Source organism: Pseudoalteromonas sp. MT33b, from assembly GCF_014117385.1.
Taxonomy (GTDB): Bacteria; Pseudomonadota; Gammaproteobacteria; order Enterobacterales; family Alteromonadaceae; genus Pseudoalteromonas; species Pseudoalteromonas lipolytica.
Map to the genome: position 1 here is coordinate 3,172,266 of NZ_CP059831.1, position 22,076 is coordinate 3,194,341.

Annotated in this window: 19 protein-coding genes; all 19 read right to left on the bottom strand. The window is 38.9% G+C overall.

Annotated elements, in window-relative coordinates:
- Positions 1 to 2: 2 nt before the first annotated feature.
- Positions 3 to 1,085, bottom strand: a complete 1,083-nt coding sequence (locus tag H3302_RS14315; protein ID WP_182395644.1) for a DegT/DnrJ/EryC1/StrS aminotransferase family protein — start codon at positions 1,083 to 1,085, stop codon at positions 3 to 5.
- Positions 1,086 to 1,104: 19 nt separating this feature from the next.
- Entirely contained in the window at positions 1,105 to 1,680 is a 576-nt protein-coding gene (locus H3302_RS14320; RefSeq protein WP_182395647.1) for an acyltransferase, read from the bottom strand.
- 2 nt (positions 1,681 to 1,682) lie between these two features.
- The gene (locus H3302_RS14325; protein WP_182395649.1) at positions 1,683 to 2,639 is read right to left on the bottom strand and encodes a Gfo/Idh/MocA family protein; all 957 of its coding nucleotides are present in this window, start codon (positions 2,637 to 2,639) and stop codon (positions 1,683 to 1,685) included.
- A 15-nt stretch (positions 2,640 to 2,654) separates the two neighbouring features.
- Positions 2,655 to 3,935, bottom strand: coding sequence for a Vi polysaccharide biosynthesis UDP-N-acetylglucosamine C-6 dehydrogenase TviB (tviB, locus tag H3302_RS14330; RefSeq protein WP_182395651.1), 1,281 nt, complete (start codon positions 3,933 to 3,935; stop codon positions 2,655 to 2,657).
- A gap of 136 nt (positions 3,936 to 4,071) precedes the next feature.
- Positions 4,072 to 6,327 (bottom strand): polysaccharide biosynthesis tyrosine autokinase, encoded by a 2,256-nt coding sequence (locus H3302_RS14335; RefSeq protein WP_182395653.1) that lies wholly within the window; start codon positions 6,325 to 6,327, stop codon positions 4,072 to 4,074.
- Between the two features lie 14 nt (positions 6,328 to 6,341).
- Entirely contained in the window at positions 6,342 to 6,776 is a 435-nt protein-coding gene (locus tag H3302_RS14340; RefSeq protein ID WP_075593921.1) for a low molecular weight protein-tyrosine-phosphatase, read from the bottom strand.
- A 12-nt stretch (positions 6,777 to 6,788) separates the two neighbouring features.
- Positions 6,789 to 7,907 carry a polysaccharide export protein gene (locus H3302_RS14345; protein ID WP_075593920.1) on the bottom strand — a complete coding sequence of 373 codons (1,119 nt, stop codon included), beginning with the start codon at positions 7,905 to 7,907 and terminating at the stop codon, positions 6,789 to 6,791.
- A 1,132-nt stretch (positions 7,908 to 9,039) separates the two neighbouring features.
- On the bottom strand, positions 9,040 to 9,525 hold the full coding sequence (rfaH, locus tag H3302_RS14350) for a transcription/translation regulatory transformer protein RfaH (protein WP_182395655.1): 486 nt from the start codon (positions 9,523 to 9,525) through the stop codon (positions 9,040 to 9,042).
- 127 nt (positions 9,526 to 9,652) lie between these two features.
- Entirely contained in the window at positions 9,653 to 10,819 is a 1,167-nt protein-coding gene (locus tag H3302_RS14355) for a nucleotide sugar dehydrogenase (RefSeq protein WP_182395664.1), read from the bottom strand.
- Between the two features lie 220 nt (positions 10,820 to 11,039).
- On the bottom strand, positions 11,040 to 11,756 hold the full coding sequence (locus H3302_RS14360; RefSeq protein WP_182395666.1) for a glycosyltransferase family 2 protein: 717 nt from the start codon (positions 11,754 to 11,756) through the stop codon (positions 11,040 to 11,042).
- Between the two features lie 23 nt (positions 11,757 to 11,779).
- Positions 11,780 to 13,006: an exopolysaccharide biosynthesis polyprenyl glycosylphosphotransferase gene (locus H3302_RS14365; RefSeq protein ID WP_182395677.1), complete on the bottom strand. Its 1,227-nt coding sequence runs from the start codon at positions 13,004 to 13,006 to the stop codon at positions 11,780 to 11,782.
- A gap of 287 nt (positions 13,007 to 13,293) precedes the next feature.
- Positions 13,294 to 14,346 (bottom strand): pseudaminic acid synthase, encoded by a 1,053-nt coding sequence (gene pseI / locus H3302_RS14370; RefSeq protein WP_182395679.1) that lies wholly within the window; start codon positions 14,344 to 14,346, stop codon positions 13,294 to 13,296.
- A gap of 6 nt (positions 14,347 to 14,352) precedes the next feature.
- Complete coding sequence (gene pseG, locus H3302_RS14375; protein WP_182395681.1) at positions 14,353 to 15,879, bottom strand: UDP-2,4-diacetamido-2,4,6-trideoxy-beta-L-altropyranose hydrolase; 1,527 nt, start codon at positions 15,877 to 15,879, stop codon at positions 14,353 to 14,355.
- On the bottom strand, positions 15,873 to 16,559 hold the full coding sequence (pseF, locus tag H3302_RS14380) for a pseudaminic acid cytidylyltransferase (RefSeq protein ID WP_182395683.1): 687 nt from the start codon (positions 16,557 to 16,559) through the stop codon (positions 15,873 to 15,875). The genes pseG and pseF overlap by 7 nt, the downstream gene beginning before the upstream one ends.
- A gap of 2 nt (positions 16,560 to 16,561) precedes the next feature.
- On the bottom strand, positions 16,562 to 17,722 hold the full coding sequence (pseC, locus tag H3302_RS14385; protein WP_182395694.1) for a UDP-4-amino-4,6-dideoxy-N-acetyl-beta-L-altrosamine transaminase: 1,161 nt from the start codon (positions 17,720 to 17,722) through the stop codon (positions 16,562 to 16,564).
- A 12-nt stretch (positions 17,723 to 17,734) separates the two neighbouring features.
- Positions 17,735 to 18,748: a UDP-N-acetylglucosamine 4,6-dehydratase (inverting) gene (gene pseB / locus H3302_RS14390; protein WP_075593907.1), complete on the bottom strand. Its 1,014-nt coding sequence runs from the start codon at positions 18,746 to 18,748 to the stop codon at positions 17,735 to 17,737.
- A 192-nt stretch (positions 18,749 to 18,940) separates the two neighbouring features.
- Complete coding sequence (locus H3302_RS14395) at positions 18,941 to 20,203, bottom strand: NAD(P)/FAD-dependent oxidoreductase (RefSeq protein WP_180311183.1); 1,263 nt, start codon at positions 20,201 to 20,203, stop codon at positions 18,941 to 18,943.
- Positions 20,203 to 20,982 (bottom strand): glycosyltransferase family A protein, encoded by a 780-nt coding sequence (locus tag H3302_RS14400; protein ID WP_180311184.1) that lies wholly within the window; start codon positions 20,980 to 20,982, stop codon positions 20,203 to 20,205. The genes H3302_RS14395 and H3302_RS14400 overlap by 1 nt, the downstream gene beginning before the upstream one ends.
- A 1-nt stretch (position 20,983) precedes the next feature.
- Positions 20,984 to 22,054: an EpsG family protein gene (locus H3302_RS14405; protein ID WP_180311185.1), complete on the bottom strand. Its 1,071-nt coding sequence runs from the start codon at positions 22,052 to 22,054 to the stop codon at positions 20,984 to 20,986.
- Positions 22,055 to 22,076: the final 22 nt, after the last annotated feature.

Consider the following 22,076-nt stretch of genomic DNA (forward strand, 5'->3'; position numbering starts at 1 on the left):
AATTAAACTGACTTAGGGTAAATTATATAACCATGCATAGGTAAACTAAATACGGATTTAGCAAGCTCCTCTGCGTTCGGAAAGTCACCTGCTTGATAACCCAGTTCGCTAAAAGCGGTTTGTTCATGCATGCATGTACCATAGTAAACCATCGTCGGTACGCCTTGGTCTTTATAAGCTTTCATATCAGCATCACGATTATCTGACACCAACGTATACTGTGCCCATGAACTAACATATCCAGCAGGAACTTGTGGTGTTTTATATTTTGACGCTAATTGAGTCTCGTAATTTGCAGCTGCTTTGTTGCGGTTAACAAGCTCGGTTGGGAACTCTGCTAGCTTCTCCAGTAAAATTGCCGCTTGAATCGTATCAAGGCGAGAGTTCATACCAATGCGTACATTATCGTACTTGTCTTTGCCTTTTCCATGTACGCGGTACGATTTTAGTAACTCTGCATACTCATCATTATTAGTAAAAACAGCACCACCATCGCCATAACAACCCAAAGGCTTAGCTGGGAAGAAACTCGTAGTGGCTATATCGCCAAAGCTACCAGCTCGTTTGCCATCAATTTCACCACCAAACCCTTGCGCCGCGTCTTCAACTAGCTTTAAATTGTACTTATCAGCTATTTTTTGAATCTCGGGGTAATTTGCTGGTAAGCCAAATAAATCAACCGCAATAATCGCTTTTGGCGTTAATTTACCCTCAGCAATCGTCGCTTGGATACGCTTCTCTAAATCGACAGGGCAAATATTGAATGTTGCTTTGTCAGAATCAACAAATACAGGTGTTGCCCCTTCGTAAGCAATTACTTCTGCCGTTGCAAAAAAGGTAAAGGTTGGGCAAAAAACGGCATCCCCTTCTTTGATACCTAACACCATCATAGCGAGCGTTAAAGCATCTGTACCGTTTGCACAGGTAATGGCATGCTTAACACCCACATAGCTTGCAAGCTGGTCCTCAAGCTCGTGTACTTCTGGCCCCATTATATAATGGCCATGGTCTAACACTGTTTGTATACGCTTATCTATTTTAGTTTTTAAGTGCTGGTATTGCGCAGCTAAATCTATGAATTGCATTTATGAGTACTTCTAAAAATTATTGAATCGAAACAAAGCCGTTTTCTAATTTGTATTGCTCACCTGTGTGCTCACATGTAGCAATAGCATTTCCTTCGAGCGGCAAGTCTAACTGCTCACCATACTTGCTTATCCAGCCTATTTGTTTAGCAGGTACACCTACCATTAACGCGAAAGGCTTTACATCTTTATTAATAACAGCGCCAGCACCAACGAGAGAGTATTCACCTATTGTCACACCGCATACTATTGTGCAATTAGCGCCAAGTGTTGCACCTTGCTTAACAAGCGTATCGCGATATTCTGTTTTACGCTCTATAAATGAGCGCGGGTTATACACATTAGTAAACACCATACTAGGGCCGCAAAACACATCATCTTCTAGGTGAACATTATCGTAAACCGACACGTTGTTTTGTATTTTTACGTTATGGCCAATGGTTACTTTATTACCGATAAACACATTTTGACCTAGCGAGCAGCCCTCACCAATTTCAGCACCACCACATACGTGAACAAAGTGCCAAACACGTGTGTTTTCACCAATTTTTGCGCCATCATCTACAATGGCACTATCGTGTACATGATAATTCATGGCTAAAGTACCTTTGAAAGTAAGGGGTGCGCTTTATCACTCGCAACTGCAATTGGCATTTCACGGATTTTTTCGACTGTTTCAATTGCCACACGATTCTCATCAACACCAAAGCCGTTACCTGCCAAAATATTTTGGTAACTTTGTGTATGCAGATCAGTGAAACCACCCGAAAACTCAAGCTCTTCTGTGTTAGTGCCGTCATTTATCGTAATACTACGGTAAGTTAGTTTTTCACCCTTTACAGCGTTTTCAGGTAAGTTATTTGCGTCAATTGACAAGAACCATTTTACGCGAGCACGTTCATATTCAAGGTAACCACTTGAAGTTTTTTCGTCTCTAAAATGAACTTCGTTATGCTTTAACTCACCAAAAATAAAATGCAGCATGTCATAAAAGTGAACACCAATATTGGTCGCTACACCACCCGATTTATGGTCAAATCCTTTCCAAGATTTCATATACCATTTACCACGTGAAGTCATATACGTTAGATCGACATCAAAAACAGTGCCTGCAGGCGCAGCAGCAACCTTTTCTTTTAAGGCGATAATTGATGGGTGCAAGCGCAATTGCAAAATTGAATTCACTTTAGCACCATATTTTTGTTCGTATTCTTTTAAAATATCCATATCTTCAGAATGCAGAACCAATGGTTTTTCGCATATGACATCAATACCATTTTTTAATGCGTACTTCATATGAGGCGCGTGCAAGTAATTAGGGCTACAAATAGAAATGTAGTCAATCTTATTTCCTTGCATTGCTTGGTCTTCAACGTATGCGGTAAAGTCTTCAAACTCTGTAAAAAACTCCGCTTCAGGAAAGTGGCTATCCATAATACCCACAGAATCGTTGATATCCATTGCAACCAATAAGTTATGACCAGTTTCTTTAATTGCTTTTAAATGACGGGGTGCGATATAACCTGAGGCACCAATAAGAGCAAAGTTTTTCATATTATTTTAATTCCTTTATAGTCTGATATCGGCTTCATGTGGTTTTAGAACGTGCTTTACATCATATAAAACGTGGTTCTCTTTACCTAATGCACGTAAGTTTGCTTCACCCATTTCTTTTAACTCTGAGTGGTCAACAGCTAATACAACACCATCATATTTGCCTTTCTCTAGCGTGGAAATTAACTCCACACCATACTCATGCTTCACTTCAGCTGGGTTTGCCCAACCATCATATACATCTACCGACATATTAAAATCTTGAAGCTCTTTAACAATATCAATAATTTTTGTATTACGTACATCTGGGCAATCACCTTTAAAGGTAAAGCCTAAAATAAGCACTTTTGCTTCATCGATATGAATTTTTTTGCTCGCTAACTTTTTAACTAATTGGGTGGCAACATACTCCCCCATACCATCGTTAATACGACGGCCCGCTAAAATAACCTCGGGGCGATAACCCACTTCTTGTGCTTTATGAGTAAGATAATAAGGGTCAACACTAATGCAATGCCCACCAACAAGCCCAGGTTTAAATTTTAGAAAGTTCCATTTAGTTCCCGCCGCATTTAACACTTCTTCTGTATCAATACCTAAGCGATTAAAGATTTTTGCAAATTCATTAATAATTGCAATATTTAAATCACGCTGCGTGTTCTCAATGACCTTAGCTGCTTCTGCGACCTTGAGTGAGCTCGCTAAGTGAGTACCAGCAGTAATGATAGAGCCATATAGTTTATTTACAAACTCACCAACTTCTGGGTTTGAGCCAGACGTAATTTTCATTATTTTAGTTAGCGTGTTTACTTTATCACCAGGATTAATTCGTTCAGGTGAGTAACCTGCAAAAAAGTCTTCATTAAATTTTAAGCCTGATACTTTTTCGATGATTGGTAAACACACTTCCTCTGTTGCACCAGGATAAACGGTTGATTCGTATATAACGACATCACCCTTTTTAACAAACTCCCCCAGTAATTCAGATGCTTTACGAAGTGGTGTTAAGTCAGGCGCATTGCTTTCATCGATAGGCGTTGGCACTGTTACAATATAAACGTTGCATTCAGCTAAATTTTGCTTATTACACGAAAACGTTAAATGCTTAACATCTGCAAGCTCTGTATCACTAACTTCAAGCGTTGAGTCATGCCCTTTTTCTAGCTCATCGACTCGTTTTTGGTTAATATCAAAACCCAGTACAGGGTACTTTTTACCAAACTCGACTGCTAATGGGAGACCTACGTAACCCAAGCCTATTATGCCAATCTTTAGATCCGTTAATGAATCGCGCATTTTAATACTCTCTTAAATTTAAAAAATACTTATACTGCCAAAACACAAAACCACCTTTCACTAAACATGAACAGATAATTCATTATCACAACTCAAAAGCAGAGCAGCTTTACTCCAAATAAAACAATTTAACTGCTTAATTACCACCCGATTTATATTCGTAATTGTAATAACCATAGTAACCATATGCATTGCTTGCTTTACGTAATACACCGTTAAACACAACGCCTTTTACATCAATGCCATTTTGTTCAAACCGGTTACGGGTAAGTTCTATTTCGCGCGCATGGTTTTGGCCAAAACGCGTTACGAGTAATGTTGTACCTGTGTGGGCACTGACTATCGCGGGGTCTGTTACCGCTAAAATTGGAGGGGTATCAATTATTACAATGTCGTATTTGCTTTTTATTTCTTCGACTAGCTTACTAAAGTTACTGTGCATTAGTAACTCAGATGGGTTTGGTGGTATTTGGCCACGTGTAATTACGTCGAGGTCTTGCACTTGCGAGTGCTTTGTTACTTGCTCTAGGTTTAAACGGCCCGATAGGTAATCACTTAAGCCATCGTCCCATTGCATACCAAACTGGGTTTGCAAATAACCTTTTCGCATATCGGCATCGATAATAAGTACCTTTTTACCACTTTGTGCTAGCACCGTTGCAAGGTTAACCGATATAAACGACTTACCTACACCTGGACTTGGGCCCGAAATAGCAATCAGGTTATTTTTAGACTCCATCATCGCAAAGTGCAAGCTGGTACGAAGGCTACGCAACGCCTCTATTGATAAGTCAGCAGGGTTATCAACCGCCAGTATGGTTTTAGGCTTGTTACGGCCTTTTTTAGCTTTGCTAAAACCGGTAAGTTTATCTTGGTAGTCTGAATACGGTACGCTTGCGTATACAGGCAGGCCTAGCGCCTCAATTTCGTTAGGGTCTTCGACCCCTTTATGTATCGCTTTTTGTATTAATACGATAGCTACAGCTAGCATGCCGCCCAGCATGGTTGCCATAACAACAATCAATGCCTTTTTAGGTTTAACTGGTTTTGAGGTATTAACCTCGGCATGGTCAATTATACGTACATTACCTACGGTGCCTGCACGCACAATATCGAGCTCTTGCGTTTTACTTAACAGTAGTGTGTAAATTTGGTTGCTTACCTCAACATCGCGTTTTAAACGCAATAGCTCTTGCTGAGTTTCGGGTAAGTTGCCTACCTCGCCCACAAGGTTTTGCTTTTGTTTTTCAACTGCTTCTATTTGTTCAAGTACACCTTGGTACGTTGGGTGGCTGTCTTTAAATTTACGGCTTAGCTCTAGGCGCTTTAGCTCAAGCTCTTGTAATTTAGTTTCAAGCTCTACCACTTGCTCTAGTACGCCTTGCGTCTCTAAAGTAATGTTGATTGATTGACGCTGAATTTGGTAGTCGTTAAAACGCTGCTCGGCGTATTCAAGCTGCTTTTTAACCTCAGGCAACTGTACTTCTAAAAACTCGAGTGATTTTTGTGCCTCGGCGCTATTGCGCTCTACATTGCGGCGTACATAAATAGCGGCCACTTTATCGAGCACTTTTTCGGCGTAGCCCGCGTTTTCGCTTTGTAAGCTTAAATTAATAATGCCTGAGTCTTTACCTTTTTCGCTTGCACCAATTGCTGCTTGTAAATCTAAAATAGTATTTAAACGATCTTGACGTAAAAGCGTAAACTCGGTGCCAGGGCGGGCGATTAAACTGCGAATTGTTACGTTAAATTTACCATTTGTTAGCTCTTCGCCCACTTTACCTTTTAAAATAACGTCGCCGTCACCATTTAAAAGTGTAAATTGTTTATTATTGCCAGTGCCTTCACCAGCAACTAAGGTAAAACCTGTACCGATTGCTGAACGCGGTACGTCAAACCTAAATACGTTTATGCTCTCGCCACCCCAGGCATAGCTGCTTGCCCCAAAACTAGGCTCCGCTAGGTCACCATTTTCTACTGGAGTAAACTTACGAAACGCTCTGTTACCAATTACAGGAAAGAGCTTTGGTTCGGCAATAATATCGAGCTTTAATGTGTCGACGGCCTCGCCAATAACAGAGCGCGATTTTAGTAACTCTATTTCGGTTACTGCAGCCGAGGTACTTTCGAACATGCCGGCCATGTCATCAAAGCCTGGTACCGATGCGCCACCATCTTCAACTTGTATCATGGCCGTTGCTTGGTAAACCGGAGTAGAAAAAACCGCGTAAAACACACCTACAGCCATAAAGGCTGCCGTAATTGCCGCTATAAAGTATTTGCGGTCAATTAATGCACCTAATAACGCCATTAAATCGATTTCTTGGCTTGCTTGTTCTTGTTGGGTTCTATTTTGTTTATTTGCTGCTAATGCAGTGGGCTGAGCATTCATGTACTAGCCTTTCCTTATAAATACTTTTGCCAAGCGCTACACGCGCTATCGATTAATTCGTAAACATGCTTAAAAGCCTCTTGGCTTTGACGGTAAGGATCGGGTATTTCTTTATCGCCTACCCACTTACCAAGCAAAAATGTTTTACCGCGTGCCTGTGGATAGCGCGCGCACAAATCATTTATGTGGCGCTGCTCCATCACGAGTATTACGCTATTATTTGCAACAAGGTTCGAGGTAATTTGCCTACCTTGATGCGCGCTCATATCAATATTATGTTCGTTTGCAATTAACTGAGCTTGGGCATCGGCTGGTTTTCCTTCAAGGGCTGTTAACCCCGCCGACGATACAGTTACATTTTTGCCTTGCAGTTTGCTTTTTAATACATATTCGGCGGTTGGGCTGCGGCATATATTGCCGGCACACACAACTAATACAGAATCAAACATACTATTTAACCCTTAGTTTGTGTTTGCTACGTCGTTTACTGCATCTACAGTACTAACAGAAGGCAGTAGTAAGCTTATTACACGGTTCCAACGGGCAAGCGGTGCACTTGTTACATACACAATGTCGTGAGGTTGTAACTTAAACTGCTCGGCCAATACTAAAGCTGCCACATTTTTAGCATGCAGTTGATATACATCGGCAATTACACCGTCGGTTTCTAAATTGCGTTTACGTAGTACAAACACACCGTTAGCATCTGCCGTGTTTTCGTTTAAACCACCCGCATCACTTAATGCCTGCGCTAAATTTAAACCATAGCGATTAACACCCACTGTACCAGCGCGCTTAACATCGCCTAATACAAACACTTTTTGCATATCGTTACGGTTTACGTGGACAATATCGCCATGTTTTAACAAACGATTTTGTGAAATATCACCTTTAGCGTAAAAGTCATCTAATTTAATAACTTCGGTTTTATCACCGCGTGTAAATGTCACTGTTCGCCAATCGGCAGATTCCGTTAAACCACCGGCTTGGTTTAATGCATCAATTAATGTAAGTGGAATTTCGGTTACTGGTAGTACGCCTGGTTTATTTACTTCACCCGTGACATAGGCTTTTTGGCTTCTAAAACCAACTATCTTAATATCGACCTGTGGGTCTTCGATAACGCGGCTTAAGCGCTTAACAAGTTCTGCGTGTACTTCTTGTACTGTTCTGCCAGCCGCTTGAATATTTGGTGCATATGCATACGTAATTGTGCCATCGGCTTGAACACGAAAGCCATCAAATTCGGCAGTACGCTGAACAGCCGCTGGTATTGTAAGCTCAGGGTGATCCCATACACCTATCGTTAGTACATCACCAACGCCTAATCGGTATTGGTAGTCAGAGGTATCAACACCGTCTAAGCTTGTTGGTTTAGTATGTGTAACTTGAGATTGTTTTTGCTGATTAATTAAAGAAGAGTCGATGATTTGAATATTGACTTTATCGAGCTCCTTCTCAAGGTTATCTACTTTTTCACCCGATTCGATTCCTTCAAAATGGCTACCGGGGATGATTGTACAGCCAGTCATTGCTAGTAACGCAAATGACGTCACAATTGTTTTACAGCTAAGCGCCATTGTTATTTCCCAAATAATTTTTTTAAAACGTCCAGTTTAAATAAACCCACAACTGTTTATTTTTTTGCTGCCTAATTAAAGCATGGCAACCATTGGTTCGCAAGACTGAGTGTTTAGTAAACGCTCACTTGTGACAGTTTTTTGCAAAATAGTTAATGAATGCATCGAGGTTCTTTAGTACCGATTGCTTTTTCTTTATGTTTGGTGTTCTCGCGCGAAATAAATTTTATGCCTACAAAGACACGCACTACACACGTGGGAGGTGTTTTAACCCCGAAAGAGCAAACCTTTTCAGCGACATTAAACAACCTGCTCAATTTAGCTCGTATCTCGCTTCTTGTAACTCGTTACTTATAATCCCTTCACAGCTAAAGCAGTTCCTACAAGTGACACAATTCACACACGTGGGAGGTGTTTTAACACCGAAAGAGCGAACCTTTTCAGCGACATTAAACAACCAGCTCAATTTAGCTCGTATCTCGCTTCTCGTAACTCGTTACTTATAATCCCTTCACAGCTAAAGCAGTTCCTACACGCGATATTCATACACCGTAGGGGGGGGATTAACGCCGAACCACATTTGATACTTTCGCGCGAAATAAATTTCACGCCTACATAAATAAGCTCGCATCTTGTACATCGTGGCTTATGCTTTGCTCACAGCTAAAGCAGTTCCTACACGCGATATTCAAATACCGTAGGGGCGTTTTAACGCCGAACCAAATTTGGCGTTTTCGCGCGAAATAAATTTCACGCCTACATAAACAAGCTCGCACATCGTACTCGCGGCTCGGAGCTCTATAAGTTCTTCGGACACGCTTCCGTTCCAGTTCGTCGCAGAGCTCCTCTCGCTCACGCTTGAAAGCAAAACTTTTTGCTTGTCTAGTCCTTCGGACACGCTTCCGCCCCTAGGTTGCAGTTCCTACGTACTGATTTTATTGCTAGTTTTTGTTTTTACGCGTTGTAGCATAATGCCTACACCGTAGGAGGCGTTTTAACGCCGAACATTTTTACCTTATTCACGGCAAAAGCCGTTCCTACGTTAATGTCGTGTTGAATCACGACTTATAAATTTTTCCACGCCACGCAAGCATCATACCTGCGGCCGTTCCTACAAGATTACTCGTAGAACTTATAAACTAATCTCTTTGTTATCTACACTTACTGTGACTTGTTTGTTCAATAAATTAACTAACAAAATACTGCGCATGTCGCCATCGGGTTCTTGGTATATGGCTTTAACATTTTTAAACGACTCGGTATTTAAATAAACCACATCACCCGTTTTAGGTAAGTCTGATTTTACTTCGCACGCTGTTTCAAAAGAACGGAGTTGAAAAATTAGCTGTTCAGGAACAATTTGAAACTTGCTGCCATAAGCTACAAAACCGCTTACGCCCCGCGTATTTTTTACCGCAGAAAAATTACAATTTTGTGTGTTTAACTTAATAAATAAATAGTTCGGAAAAAGAGGAGATGTTTTAATAGAACGGCGTCCCTTTATAATTCGCTCTATTTTATGTTCGGGAAAGAATACCTCAAAACCTTGGTTTTGTAGGTTTGTTTGAGCTCTTAGCTCTTGTTTTGCTTTGCAAAAAAGTAAGTACCAACTTTCCATAGTCACACCCAGAATGCTCATCTTCCTTAAATCCAATCCTAAAGGATTGCTTTTTATGAGTCGGCGATTATACGCATAGAGTTATGGCATGTCTATTATAAAATTTCATGCTTTTTCTGTCATTAATCTAATCGTTTCCGAACAGATCTCGTGTATATATTTTTTCTGCAACATCTTGCAACTCTTTAACCATACGATTTGCAATAATTACATCTGCACTTATTTTTAGTTCATTGAGATCTTGTGTCACTTTAGAGTTAAAAAAAGTACTTTCTTGTAGCTCAGGCTCAAATACAATGACTTGAATCCCTTTAGCCTTAATACGCTTCATTACTCCCTGGATAGCAGATGCCCTGAAGTTGTCTGAACCGGTTTTCATAATAAGACGATAAATACCCACAACTTTAGGGTTTTTAGCAAGAATTGACTCTGCTATGAAGTCTTTACGTGTTGAGTTTGCATCAACAATCGCACGAATCATGTTATTAGGTACGTTTTGGTAATTAGCTAATAATTGTTTGGTGTCTTTAGGTAAACAATAGCCACCATAGCCAAAAGAGGGGTTGTTATAATGACTACCAATGCGTGAATCTAAACACACGCCTTCAATTATTTGTTTGGAATTTAATCCATGACTTTCAGCATAACTATCAAGTTCATTAAAGTATGCTATGCGCATAGCAAGGTAGGTGTTCGAAAATAACTTAATCGCTTCGGCTTCGGTTGAGTCAGTAAACAAAATATCAATATTTTCTTTTATGGCCCCTTGAGCTAACAAGTTGGCAAATACCTCGGCACGCTCTGAGTGCCCACCAACAATAATACGCGATGGGTGCAAGTTATCGTAAAGGGCTTTGCCTTCACGTAAAAACTCTGGCGAAAAAATAATGTTATCTGTTTTAAACTTATGCTTTATATTTTCGGTATAGCCAACTGGTACTGTCGACTTTATCACGATAACAGCATGTGGTTTTATAGCTTGTACATCTGCTATAACTGCTTCAACTGACTGGGTATTAAAATAATTAGTTTCAGGGTCGTAATCTGTCGGTGTTGCTATCACTACAAAATCAGCTGCTTCGTAAGCCAAAAACTTATCTGTTGTTGCCGTAAAGTTTAATTTTTTATTCGCAAGGAAATTTTCAATTTCGGTGTCTGATATGGGTGATTTACTCGCATTCAGTAATGCCACTTTTTCTTCAACAATATCCAAAGCCACTACATTATTGTGCTGAGCCAACAACATAGCATTAGACAAACCAACGTAACCCGTACCTACAATTGTTATGTTCATAATTGCTCGTAAGTAAAAACAACGCGCTGCTGTATTTACTTACTACGCTAATTTATTTTTGTGACGATTTAATTATCAAGCTACTTTTTTAAAACAACCAGTAAACGTTATTAATTTTAATCGGTAAGTCTATGATCTTGAAATTGCTGATTGAAACCAGTTTAGAAAAGGTAAAAAGAAAGAAGGTAGATTAAACATTGCGGATTAAGAAGAATGTATTTTACACGCGAGACTTAACTGCGTTCACAACATAACATAGGAAATAATACCAAACACTCAAAGGGCCAACCTTATTACTACTCTTAAGTATCTTAAAGTGCCACATTGCGGCCTTAAACTTGTTACTTGATAAGCTATTCGTAGCAACTAAGTAATTCGCAACGGGCTCCTCAATACCTATAGAGTCTGTTTTTTCTATTATATTTAACCACATAGCATAGTCTTCATGCCCTATGTGCTGTTGGTAAAATTTACCAAGCAATTTAGCGTTGTATATGCCTGTTAAGTTACCTATACAGTTTTGTTTTAGCATATCCTTAAGAGTTACACGTGACTTAATTTTTTTTATATTAAGAACATCGCCAGACTCGTTTACGCGATAGTATGCACAGTGTGAAGCGTTTACATTATGTATGTTCATCGCTTCAATTTGAGCTTTTAACTTATTAGGTAACCATGTGTCATCACTATCTAAAAAAGCAATGTATTCACCTTGAGCCACTTTTATACTGTTATTTCTAGCTGACCAAGCCCCTGATGCTCCCTTATTCAAGGTATACTTTATACGTTTATCATTAGAGGCAAGCTCTTGTACAATTTTAGCAGTTGAGTCTGTTGAGCTATCATCTGTAACAAGCAACTCCCAATTTGTATAGGATTGGTTTTGGATTGAGCGAATGCTGTTTTCTATCGTTTTTTCAGCATTAAACGCAGGCATAATAATGGAAACCAACGACATTATTATTTTGCCCCGAAGCCTGTCAGCATAGTTTTTAAAGTCTTGAACACAATATTTACGTCAAGCCAAAAAGACAAATGTTTAATATAATAAAGATCGTAAGCAAGTTTTTCTTTTGTAGAGTCAGTATCATCTGCATAGCCATGGACTGTTTGTGCCCACCCAGTAATACCTGGTTTAACCATATGACGATAACCATAAAATGGAATATCTTGCTCAAATAACCTCACGAAAGACTCTTGCTCGGGTCTTGGACCAATAAGCGCCATATCTCCCTTTAGTACATTAAAAAACTGAGGTAACTCGTCAATTCGAACTTTTCGAATAAATTTTCCAACTTTAGTAATTCGAGCTTGTTCATCCGTTGCAAACTTATCTTTATCACACAACTTTTCAACGGTCATGCTTCGGAACTTATAAATTTTAAAAACTCGACCAGCTTGGCCAACTCGCTCTTGCGTAAATATAATTGGGCCGGGACTTTCTAACCTGATCAATATCGCTGTTACTATCATTACAAAAAGTGAAAAAGGCAACGTTAGAATAATAATAGCTGATTCCCATACACGCTTAAAAAGCTGATAAATAGGGTTTGGTTGCAGAGTTCCTATTGAGTTTTCAGAAAGATGATGAACTTGTACTTTACCCTTGATCATTTCTTTTATACTTTCGGCATGAAAAACTGAGATTTCGTTCAAGCTACAATCTGCAATAAACTTTTCTTGATAAGGCGTTAAGTTCTGGTGTAGATCAACAACTAAACCGTGCTTAATCGCAGTTTGATCATAAGGCTCAGATAATAAGATCGTTTCAATGTTACTATGAGATTCCAAGTCAGAATAATCAAAATTATCAATCACATGCAACATTAACTTTTTATGATTTGTTCTTAAAATCGTTGTTGTAAATAACCAAACAAAGCTTGATGCAGCACCGACAAAAATTAGAAATAAAGAGTAATCAAAACGCAAAATCAATACTAACGAAAGTGCTATGCTAAACACTGAAAAAATTAACGGGATTATGTAGTATTTTCGATCAACTAAAAGATACTTCGCCACTAAAGGCAAAGTGAAGGCTGTCGCTAGGTAACTTCCCTCAACAAGCATTAAAGAGTTTTTTACAGATTCCGTAGAGTAAGGGAATGCAGAAAAAGCTAACACCAAGCATGCCGTAAACAACAATCCCAGTGTGTGACATACAAATGAATTTGATAATAGTTTATACACGTTACAATCTTTTAGTTGAGAAAAATAAAATACAAAGAGAAGTATTTTACACAGTATTGACAAACAACAACCGAGAATTATACAAGAAACAAAAGCTAATGAACAACGAAGCCCTTAAATAATTTGTAATTACTTTTAACTGAAAATACAGTAAATGATACATAAAACACATATATGTATCATTTGGGATTTATTTTTAAGATAACAAAAACTTAAAACAGATAGATTCATCTATACTTTATATAATCTAGCAAAGCTGCCATATAAGTGAAGTGACTGATTAAAATCTAACCTTTCAAGTATGTCAGCTCCATAGGGACACCTGCTTTAATACTTTTAGCAGCGACTTTACCTATTACATCATTTAAATACTTTGGTGCTAAGCCATATCCTGGTCTAATACTCTTTACATTCTCATGTGTAAACACGTCACCCTCTGCAACATCCTTTACTACATACAATGAACGCCTAAAGATTGCATTCCCTTTCTCGCTCTCTTTTCGCTCATAATTTACTTTTCCTAGCGCCTGCCATGCTATTTTACTATCTCTGCATAACTGCTCTAACTCTGGCTTCTCTAACGAAAAACTATCATCCGGTCCGCCACCATTTCTGTCTAGCGTAACGTGCTTTTCGATTAAACATGCCCCCAACGCGACCGACGTAATAGCTGTTGTATTATCTATTGTGTGGTCAGATAGCCCCGTTAGCACATCAAAACGCGTTGCCATATCTGCAACCGTTGCTAAATTGTAGTCTTCTGCTGGCGCTGGGTAACCGCTCACACAGTGTAAAACAACCAATTCTTTACACCCTGCGTTTCTCGCTGTTTCGACTGCTTCGCGTATTTCTTCTTCGTTTGCCATACCCGTCGAAATTATCATCGGCTTACCCGTTTTCGCTACATACTCAATTAAGGGTAAATCAATGGCCTCGAACGAAGCTATCTTATAAGCTGGCGCACCAAGCTCTTCCAACATATCCACTGCCGTAAAATCAAATGGCGAACTAAAAATTGTAATGCCAAGCTCTTTCGCTTTCTCAAATAAAGGTTTATGCCACTCCCATGGCATGTGCGCCTCTTCATATAGGTCATAAAGCATTTTGCCATCCCATAACCCGCCTTTAATTAAAAACTCAGGGTTATCACTTTTCATCGTGATTGTATCGGGACGGTAAGTTTGCAGCTTAATTGCATCTGCGCCACATTCTTTTGCCATTTCCATTATTTTATAAGCGTTTTCTATGTTGCCATTATGGTTTGCTGACATTTCCGCAATAATATACGGTGCGTAATCTGGGCCTATCTTTCTGTTATCTATCGTAATAAATTTTGTCATTATTCCTCACTCCACAACTGGTCGAGTAAATTGCTCTGAATTGACTCTCTGATACCCTGCGCTACTAAAAAGCGCTTGTGATGCCGCGTTTTCTTTTAATACCGTGGCATTTATTATCACATCAGGGTGTAAGTTATCTATTTGCTGTAAGGCATATTTTCCTATGCCCTTGCCAAAATAATCAGCGTCAATAAAAATTGAAATCGTGTATTGACCTTGCGCGCTATTATCAAGGCGAACTACACCCACAGGTGCCGTTTCTTTGTTATTTTCGTAAACAAGTTCAATAATATAAAAATAGTCGTTGTTTGCTGCGAGCTTCTTTGTCATCCATGCTTGATGCTCTGAAAAACTCGGCACCGCTTTATTTAATGCATATTTTCGTGTTTCTGGCTTACACTGCCACTCGTAAACTTGTTCAATATCTGAGGTGATAGCGGGCCGTAACTTTAACCTAAACTCACTCAGTCGGTTAATGGCTTTCACCACTCGCTGTACTCCCTGCCCATCACATAGCTGTAAATTAATTCTCCGTATCTCTTCATACTGACTGAGTAATTCATGATACGTCGGCACTAAATCTGTCTGTATTCGAGATAGGTCTACTTGTTTTGCAGCACCTATCAATGCCAAATTACGGCTAATTGTTTGCTGATTTTCAGCCAGGGCAATAATAATGCTTGGTAGCCCAACACATGCTCGCTCCCACGAGGTACTTCCCGGTGCGCCTATTGCAAGTGAATGCTCGGCCATTAATGCTGCCATATCACTTACAAAGTCAATATGCGTTACCCAATGTGGATGTTGTAACGAAAATGCCTTTACACTTTCATAATTTGGCGCGCGGGGGCTTAATAAAACGGTGACAAGTGGCTTTGTGTCAAGCTGCTGTAAAGCCTGCAGAGCTCGAAGTGTCGCGTTTGGTGCATCAATGCCTCCCATCGAAAGAAGGATGCGAGGCGGCTGTCGCAAAAGCGACTTTTTTTCTACTTGGCACTGTTGGTGATATGTCGCAAAAACAGGCGCAATTAGTGCGTATTGCGTTCCTGCAAGTACCAATGCATTGGCATTTTTTCGGTTATACTCCGCTGCGTGTCGTTGTAATGTTTGATCGATAATTAATTCAGCGTCATGCGCTCTCACTAAGTCATCAATTACAACCACTTTACAATCATGCGTTTCTTTTACTCGCTTGTGCCATAAAGCACCAATACCATAATGGTCAACAATGACTAAGTCTGTCGATTTAATTAAATCAGCACACTCTGCTGCATCATCAAGCTCTGGGACTTGAAGCCAGCCTTGATAGTCATCTGTACTAACAGGTTCAACTGGGCACGCTAGCGCTGAAAGTGGGCAAACATTGTGACCGCGCTGCTTAATAAATGATATTAAGTCACCGGCTTGTGGACGAGTCAAAAAAACAACTTGGTGGCCATTGATTGACAGCGCATCCGCCAAAACCAAACAGCGCATAACATGACCACTACCAATGTGAATGGATGCGTCAACCCGAAAAGCAATTTTTAGCATTTGATAACCTGAAATAACGCTTCAGCTAAATCCCAATCCTCTGGCGTATCAATATCTTGCACTTGCTTTCGTGGCAAAAGTACAGCTTTTGACTTAACCCCAAATATAGGCCGTTTAGCTTTAAATGCGTCCGCTGTGCCCCAATAAAATTGGCCCGCATCATGGTATGCTTCAATTAAATCTTGCGAACGGGTATTAAAGTGCTCCGGTTGAAACATTTCAACCGTGCCTTCGGCATTCAGTTTTAGCGCTCGCTGAATAGGAAATGCATAACTCGTTGCACTAAATGCATAATCCAACTCACCCGATTGCAATGCTTCATACCCTTGTTTTAGGTTACTTGGCAAAACAAACGGCGCAGTTGCATAAAGACAACAGACATTATCAATAGCATCACCCTGTGCCTCAAGCCATTCAAGCGCATGTTTCATAACATCCAGAGTCGTTGCGTAATCATCCGCAATATCTGCTGGTCGCATAAACGGCACCTGTGCGCCAAACTGCTGTGCAACATCGGCAATTTCAGCATCATCTGTTGACACTATCACCTTGTCAAAACACCCGCTTTTGATAGCCGCTTCTATCGAATAGGCTATCATTGGCTTACCATGAAACAGTTTGATGTTTTTTCGCGGAATGCGTTTACTGCCACCCCTAGCTGGAATGATTGCTATATTCACGACTATTCACTCAAAACAGCTGTTAATTGCTTCACAACGTCATCTTGCTGTTCATGGGTCATCCCGTGAAACATAGGGATAGAAATCGCTTCTGCGTAATAACGCTCAGCTTCTGGGTAGTCACCTACGTTAAAACCCATTCGCTGATAATACGGCTGCAAGTGCACCGGAATATAGTGCAAATTGACTCCGATACCCGCTGCTCTTAGCTCATCAAATACCTGCTTGTGTGATTTGGTGATGGCGCTTAAATTCAAACGGATTACATATAAATGCAAGCCAGAATACGTCTCTGGCAACTGATACGGCAAAGTAATCGGTAAATGTGCAAGCTTTTCATTGTAACGATTAGCTAACTGATGGCGAGCAGCGACAAACGACTCTAAGCGTGACATTTGCGACACTCCTAGTGCCGCCTGTAACTCTGTCATACGGTAGTTAAAACCTAGGTCAACTTGCTCATAGTACCAGCCACCGTGTGATGGATTTTCCATCAAGGCTTCATCTCGAGTGATACCATGACTTCTATACAGTGCCATTTTATCGGCCAGCGCTTTATCATTTGTGAGTGCTGCGCCCCCTTCTGCCGTCGTGACAATTTTAACAGGGTGAAAACTAAAGACGGTTATATCACTGTATTCACACGCACCAATCGGTTGTGACTTGTAACGACCACCAATCGCATGCGACGCATCTTCTATTACTTTAAAACCATACTCGCGTGATAGCGCATGGATAGCTTTCATATCACAAGGTTGACCGCACAGGTGAACAGCCACTAACACCTTTGGTAACGTTCCCGAAACTTTAGCGCGTTGTAACTTCGCCTCTAATGCAGTAGGACATAGGTTGTACGTTTGTGGATCAATATCGACAAAATCAACCGTCGCACCACAATAAAGGCCACAATTAGCTGATGCAACAAATGTGACGGGTGTTGTCCAAAGAACATCACCCTGCCCTAGCTCCAAGGCTAAACAGGCAATATGCAATGCTGAGGTGGCACTATTAACTGCTAATGCGTAATGTGCACCAGTGGCATCCATTAACGACTTTTCAAATGCAGGCACTTGTGGCCCTTGAGTTAAAAAGTCTGACTTCAATACCTCAACAACAGCGTTGATATCTTCTGCTGTGATAGATTGCTTTCCGTACGGTATCATTTATGCGTTCTCTTATACTTCAAACGTAGGATCAACGTGCTCTTTGACTAAGTGGCGTAAACTTTCAACGGTTTCCCACTCGGTGTTTGTACCTGAGTTGTATTTGAAACCAAAAGGAACTTTCTTCGCTTTATGGTGCTCAAGAAATTGCGCTTCAGTGTACATGTAAGAAACTGACGGTAGAATCGCGTACTTGTCACCTAAATCAATGGTATTAATTGAGTCGGTTTCAGTGAGCATTTCTTCATGTAACTTTTCACCAGGGCGAATACCAACAACTTCAGTCTTACACTCTGGAGCCACGGCTGTAGCAACATCTAAAATTTTGTATGAAGGAATTTTAGGAATAAAGATTTCACCACCTAAATGATGGCCAATCGCAAACATAACCAAATCTACGCCATCTTGAAGGGAAATATTAAAACGTGTCATTTCTTCGTGCGTAATAGGTAGAATACCGTCTTGACGCTTATTCAAGAAAAATGGAATAACCGAGCCACGTGAACCCATAACATTACCATAACGAACAACGCTAAATTTAATGTCTTTTGAGCCTTTAATATTGTTCGCCGCTGCAAATAACTTATCTGATGCAAGTTTTGTTGCTCCGTATAAGTTAATTGGGGCACATGCTTTGTCTGTTGACAATGCAACAACGTCTTTAACGCCGCATTCTAGTGCCGCATGAATCACATTCTCTGCGCCATCTACATTAGTACGAATACATTCTGTTGGGTTATATTCTGCTGTATCTACTTGCTTAATTGCAGCAGCATGAATAATCACGTCAACACCTTCACACGCTTGCTTTACACGCTCTTTATCACGTACATCACCAATAAAAAAGCGTAACTGGGGAAACTGTTGTGGCGGGTAGCTCATACGAAGCTCTGATTGCTTCAATTCGTCACGAGAAAAAACAATAATCTTTTTCACGTCAGGGTAACGCGCTAAAATTGTCTCTATAAATTTCTTACCGAATGAACCCGTGCCACCCGTGATTAATACTGTTTTATTGTTTAACATAACTTTTCCAACAAAAGACTCTTTTTCAGTCTCATTATAATAGTAACAATATACTCATTTTATGGTTTATACTTGTAAACATTAAGTAAACTTACACTCACTCAAACGTTTTAAACCCACATTTACATTGCGAAGAATGTCGATACTTTAAAGAAGTCTCAAACCTTCTAATGTAGTTAAAACTTTATAGAATTAACTTATCTCATTAGCTAAGTTAATCGCATCGAGCATAGAATCTTCTATAGAGCAATATTTCCAGTCTCCATATCGTCCGATAGAATATATGTTCTTTTCAGATAGGATAGCTAATATTTCTTTCTTTGATAAATTGGATTTATCACTTACATGTACATATGCAGGATCCATGATAATAGAACAATATGAAACGAGCTTATGATCATTAATTATACCTACTGTTTTAAGGTTTTCTAATGTTAGCTTTAACTGCTCATCAATATCGACAGGGTCCTCTGGTGAATAACCAATTTCAACATACATACTCAACCTTGAGCTACCGAGGATGTTATCGTAAAAACCAACTCGATAAAAATTGATATCTTTATCTGGAAAGTAAAGCCAATGAGTATCTTCATTTGGTGACTTTTTATCAAAACCTAAATTAAATACCAACACTTTGTTATAACTAAAGTCATCAGCTAAACGATTTACTTTTTCAATGTTAATTTTTTCAGAAAAGCTTTTAAGTGGAGAGCTATTCACTAAGTAATCAAAAGTAATCTGCCGCTTATTTGTAATAGCAACCTTTTCATCGTAGTTTATTTCTAACACTATCTCATTTAAGGATATTTTCGAATCTGGTATTGACTCTGCCAATGCATCAACAAAAATTTTAGCACCCTCTTTAGGATACAAAAAAGTTGAATTATAGCTCTCAACAGACTGCTTTTTGAATGATTTAATAACCTGATCTAGATTGGCGTAAGGAAAAAAGCGACCCATTGCATTCACGTCAAGAGTGTTTAAATCGCATGCATACAATTTTTCGTTATAGGGTTTTAAAAAATAATCAGTTATTGCTTTTCCAAACTTAGCATACAGCATATCAAGAAATGATTCGTATGCTTCTTTATCATTGCGAAAGTATAGATCGTACAAACACTCTTGGAACTTGTCTTTTTTTAGCTGATGAATATTTGACTGGAAAGGGAAATCAATTAAGTCATTATCAAAAAAGATCTTCGTTACTTTAGTCCTTTCAACAAGTTTTTGATCGTCAATTTTCTCTTTAAAAAAGTTTTTAAGCTTTTCTGTCGCGAAATGAAAAAAGTGACCCGCGTAATCCCAAATAAACCCATCTTGATTTATAGTACGACAGTAACCACCAAGCTCTGATTCTTTCTCCAAAATTAAGTAATCATCAGAGTTAACAAAGTTGGCAAATGCTAAACCAGATACACCGCCACCTAAAACTAAATATTTTACTTCTGTAACCATCAGTGTTCCTTCCTATAACTCAAAGTGCCTTTTATCATCAACTTTAAACAATCAAAGAAGCTAAAGACATTTTTATACTCTGAATACTTTTTGAGTGAAAAAGCTAAATCATAAGCAATAGCAGAGATTCCAAACAAGCGATAAAAGGCAGCGCCCTTAGAAAATAATAAGGCTTCATTATAATCTGTACCTGAACTTTCTGGGGGATGCACAACAATAGGAATTGGTACATAAACGCACTTCAAACCTTGACTTAAAGCATCCTTTAGAAAAATAATCTCATCATGAACTCGATATTTACTGCCTAGACCAAACTCTAGATCAAGCTTCAAACCCTTATCGATGATTGATTGTCTTTTAAAAGTAATCTCTATTGAAGCACATTTTAAAATACTCATTTTTGAATGATATCCCTCTTCAACCGGATAATTTGGCTTGAATGGTTTACCTTCAGTCGTTTGTATTTGAAAAGTTATTATATCGGCATCAGGATATTTAGAATAAGCATCCTTAACTATATTTTCATAACCTTCCAAGTAACTTACATCGTCGTCAGCAATAATACAGATATCGCCTGTTGCATTTTCAATTGCTAGATTTCTACTCTTAGATGACCCTCTCTCAGTATTAGATATCATAGTGATATCATCAGAGACTTCTTTACCATTAAAATCTGATTGGTTAATTAATAATAATGGCGAAATAATATTCTTAGCTTGCCAGTCAATATCACTGATCTTAGCTTTAGCCATTGTCGCCATTAAAATCTCAATATTCATTTCAACTCCAAGAGTAAATAACTTCTGCTTTCGACATTATATAAAACTCCCAAAGCAAATAGATAGAACCATAAAAAAGCATAAACAAAAATAACTTGCCTTTACTTTTTGCATACTCGAATAACATTGCAATTATCAAAAACTCTGATATTAAGAAAAGTCGACTAGAGCGTGATGCCAATCTCAAATCAAAGCTAAGAAGCATATATAAGCATGAACCAGTTAGAAAGCTCAGTATAAGAACTCTCTTATAAGGTGATATTTTATCAAATTCAGGGGCAATCAACAAAATTAAAAATGAAATAACGCATATTTTGAAAAAGTCAGGAGTTAGCCAACCACCTTTAACATTTGCATTCTCAAGGTAGAACTGAACTTTCATCAAGATAGGGTTTGAATCGAGACCAATTAAATAAACAAGAAGATTACTGAACACACCTGAAAAGTACAAAGCAACAAAAATAGAAATTACTACTACATAATTTTTCTTTGTAACTTTAAATTTTGTAGCAAGAAAAATAAAGAATAAACCAAATATTGCTACACTGTGAAACATCAATGCAATTAGATTTAAAGAAATATATAAGTTCTTTCTGTCAAAGATATAACGTAAAGAATATATAAAGATCAACATTGCTAATGCTTGCCTTATTTGACCATATGGACCTCTAAAGTAATAAAGCAAGAAGAACATTAAAACAGCTACTGAAGCATAACGGATATCTTTCTTAATAATAGAATAAAGTAGACAACATAAAATTAGCGAGTAAATAATATTAAAGAGTAGAAAGTTACCCCCAATAGATTTCACTGCGATAATGAGCAACTGAAATCCAGGTTCTATCCAACCACCAATTCCAACTTCATTTACATTGTTAAAAATATTCTCATATAACTCTAGATCCCAGCCTTTATCACGAGCAATAAGTAGTATTAATAGTAATAAGATAGCTAATAAAGAACCTGAACTTTTGAAGCTAACTTTACCAAACAAGTCTGAATAGGCTATCAATATTATTGTAATGCTTGCAATTAATAGCAGCACATAATTAGACAGTGAAAAATAATCCATCGCAAGTCCGCTAGTAATATGA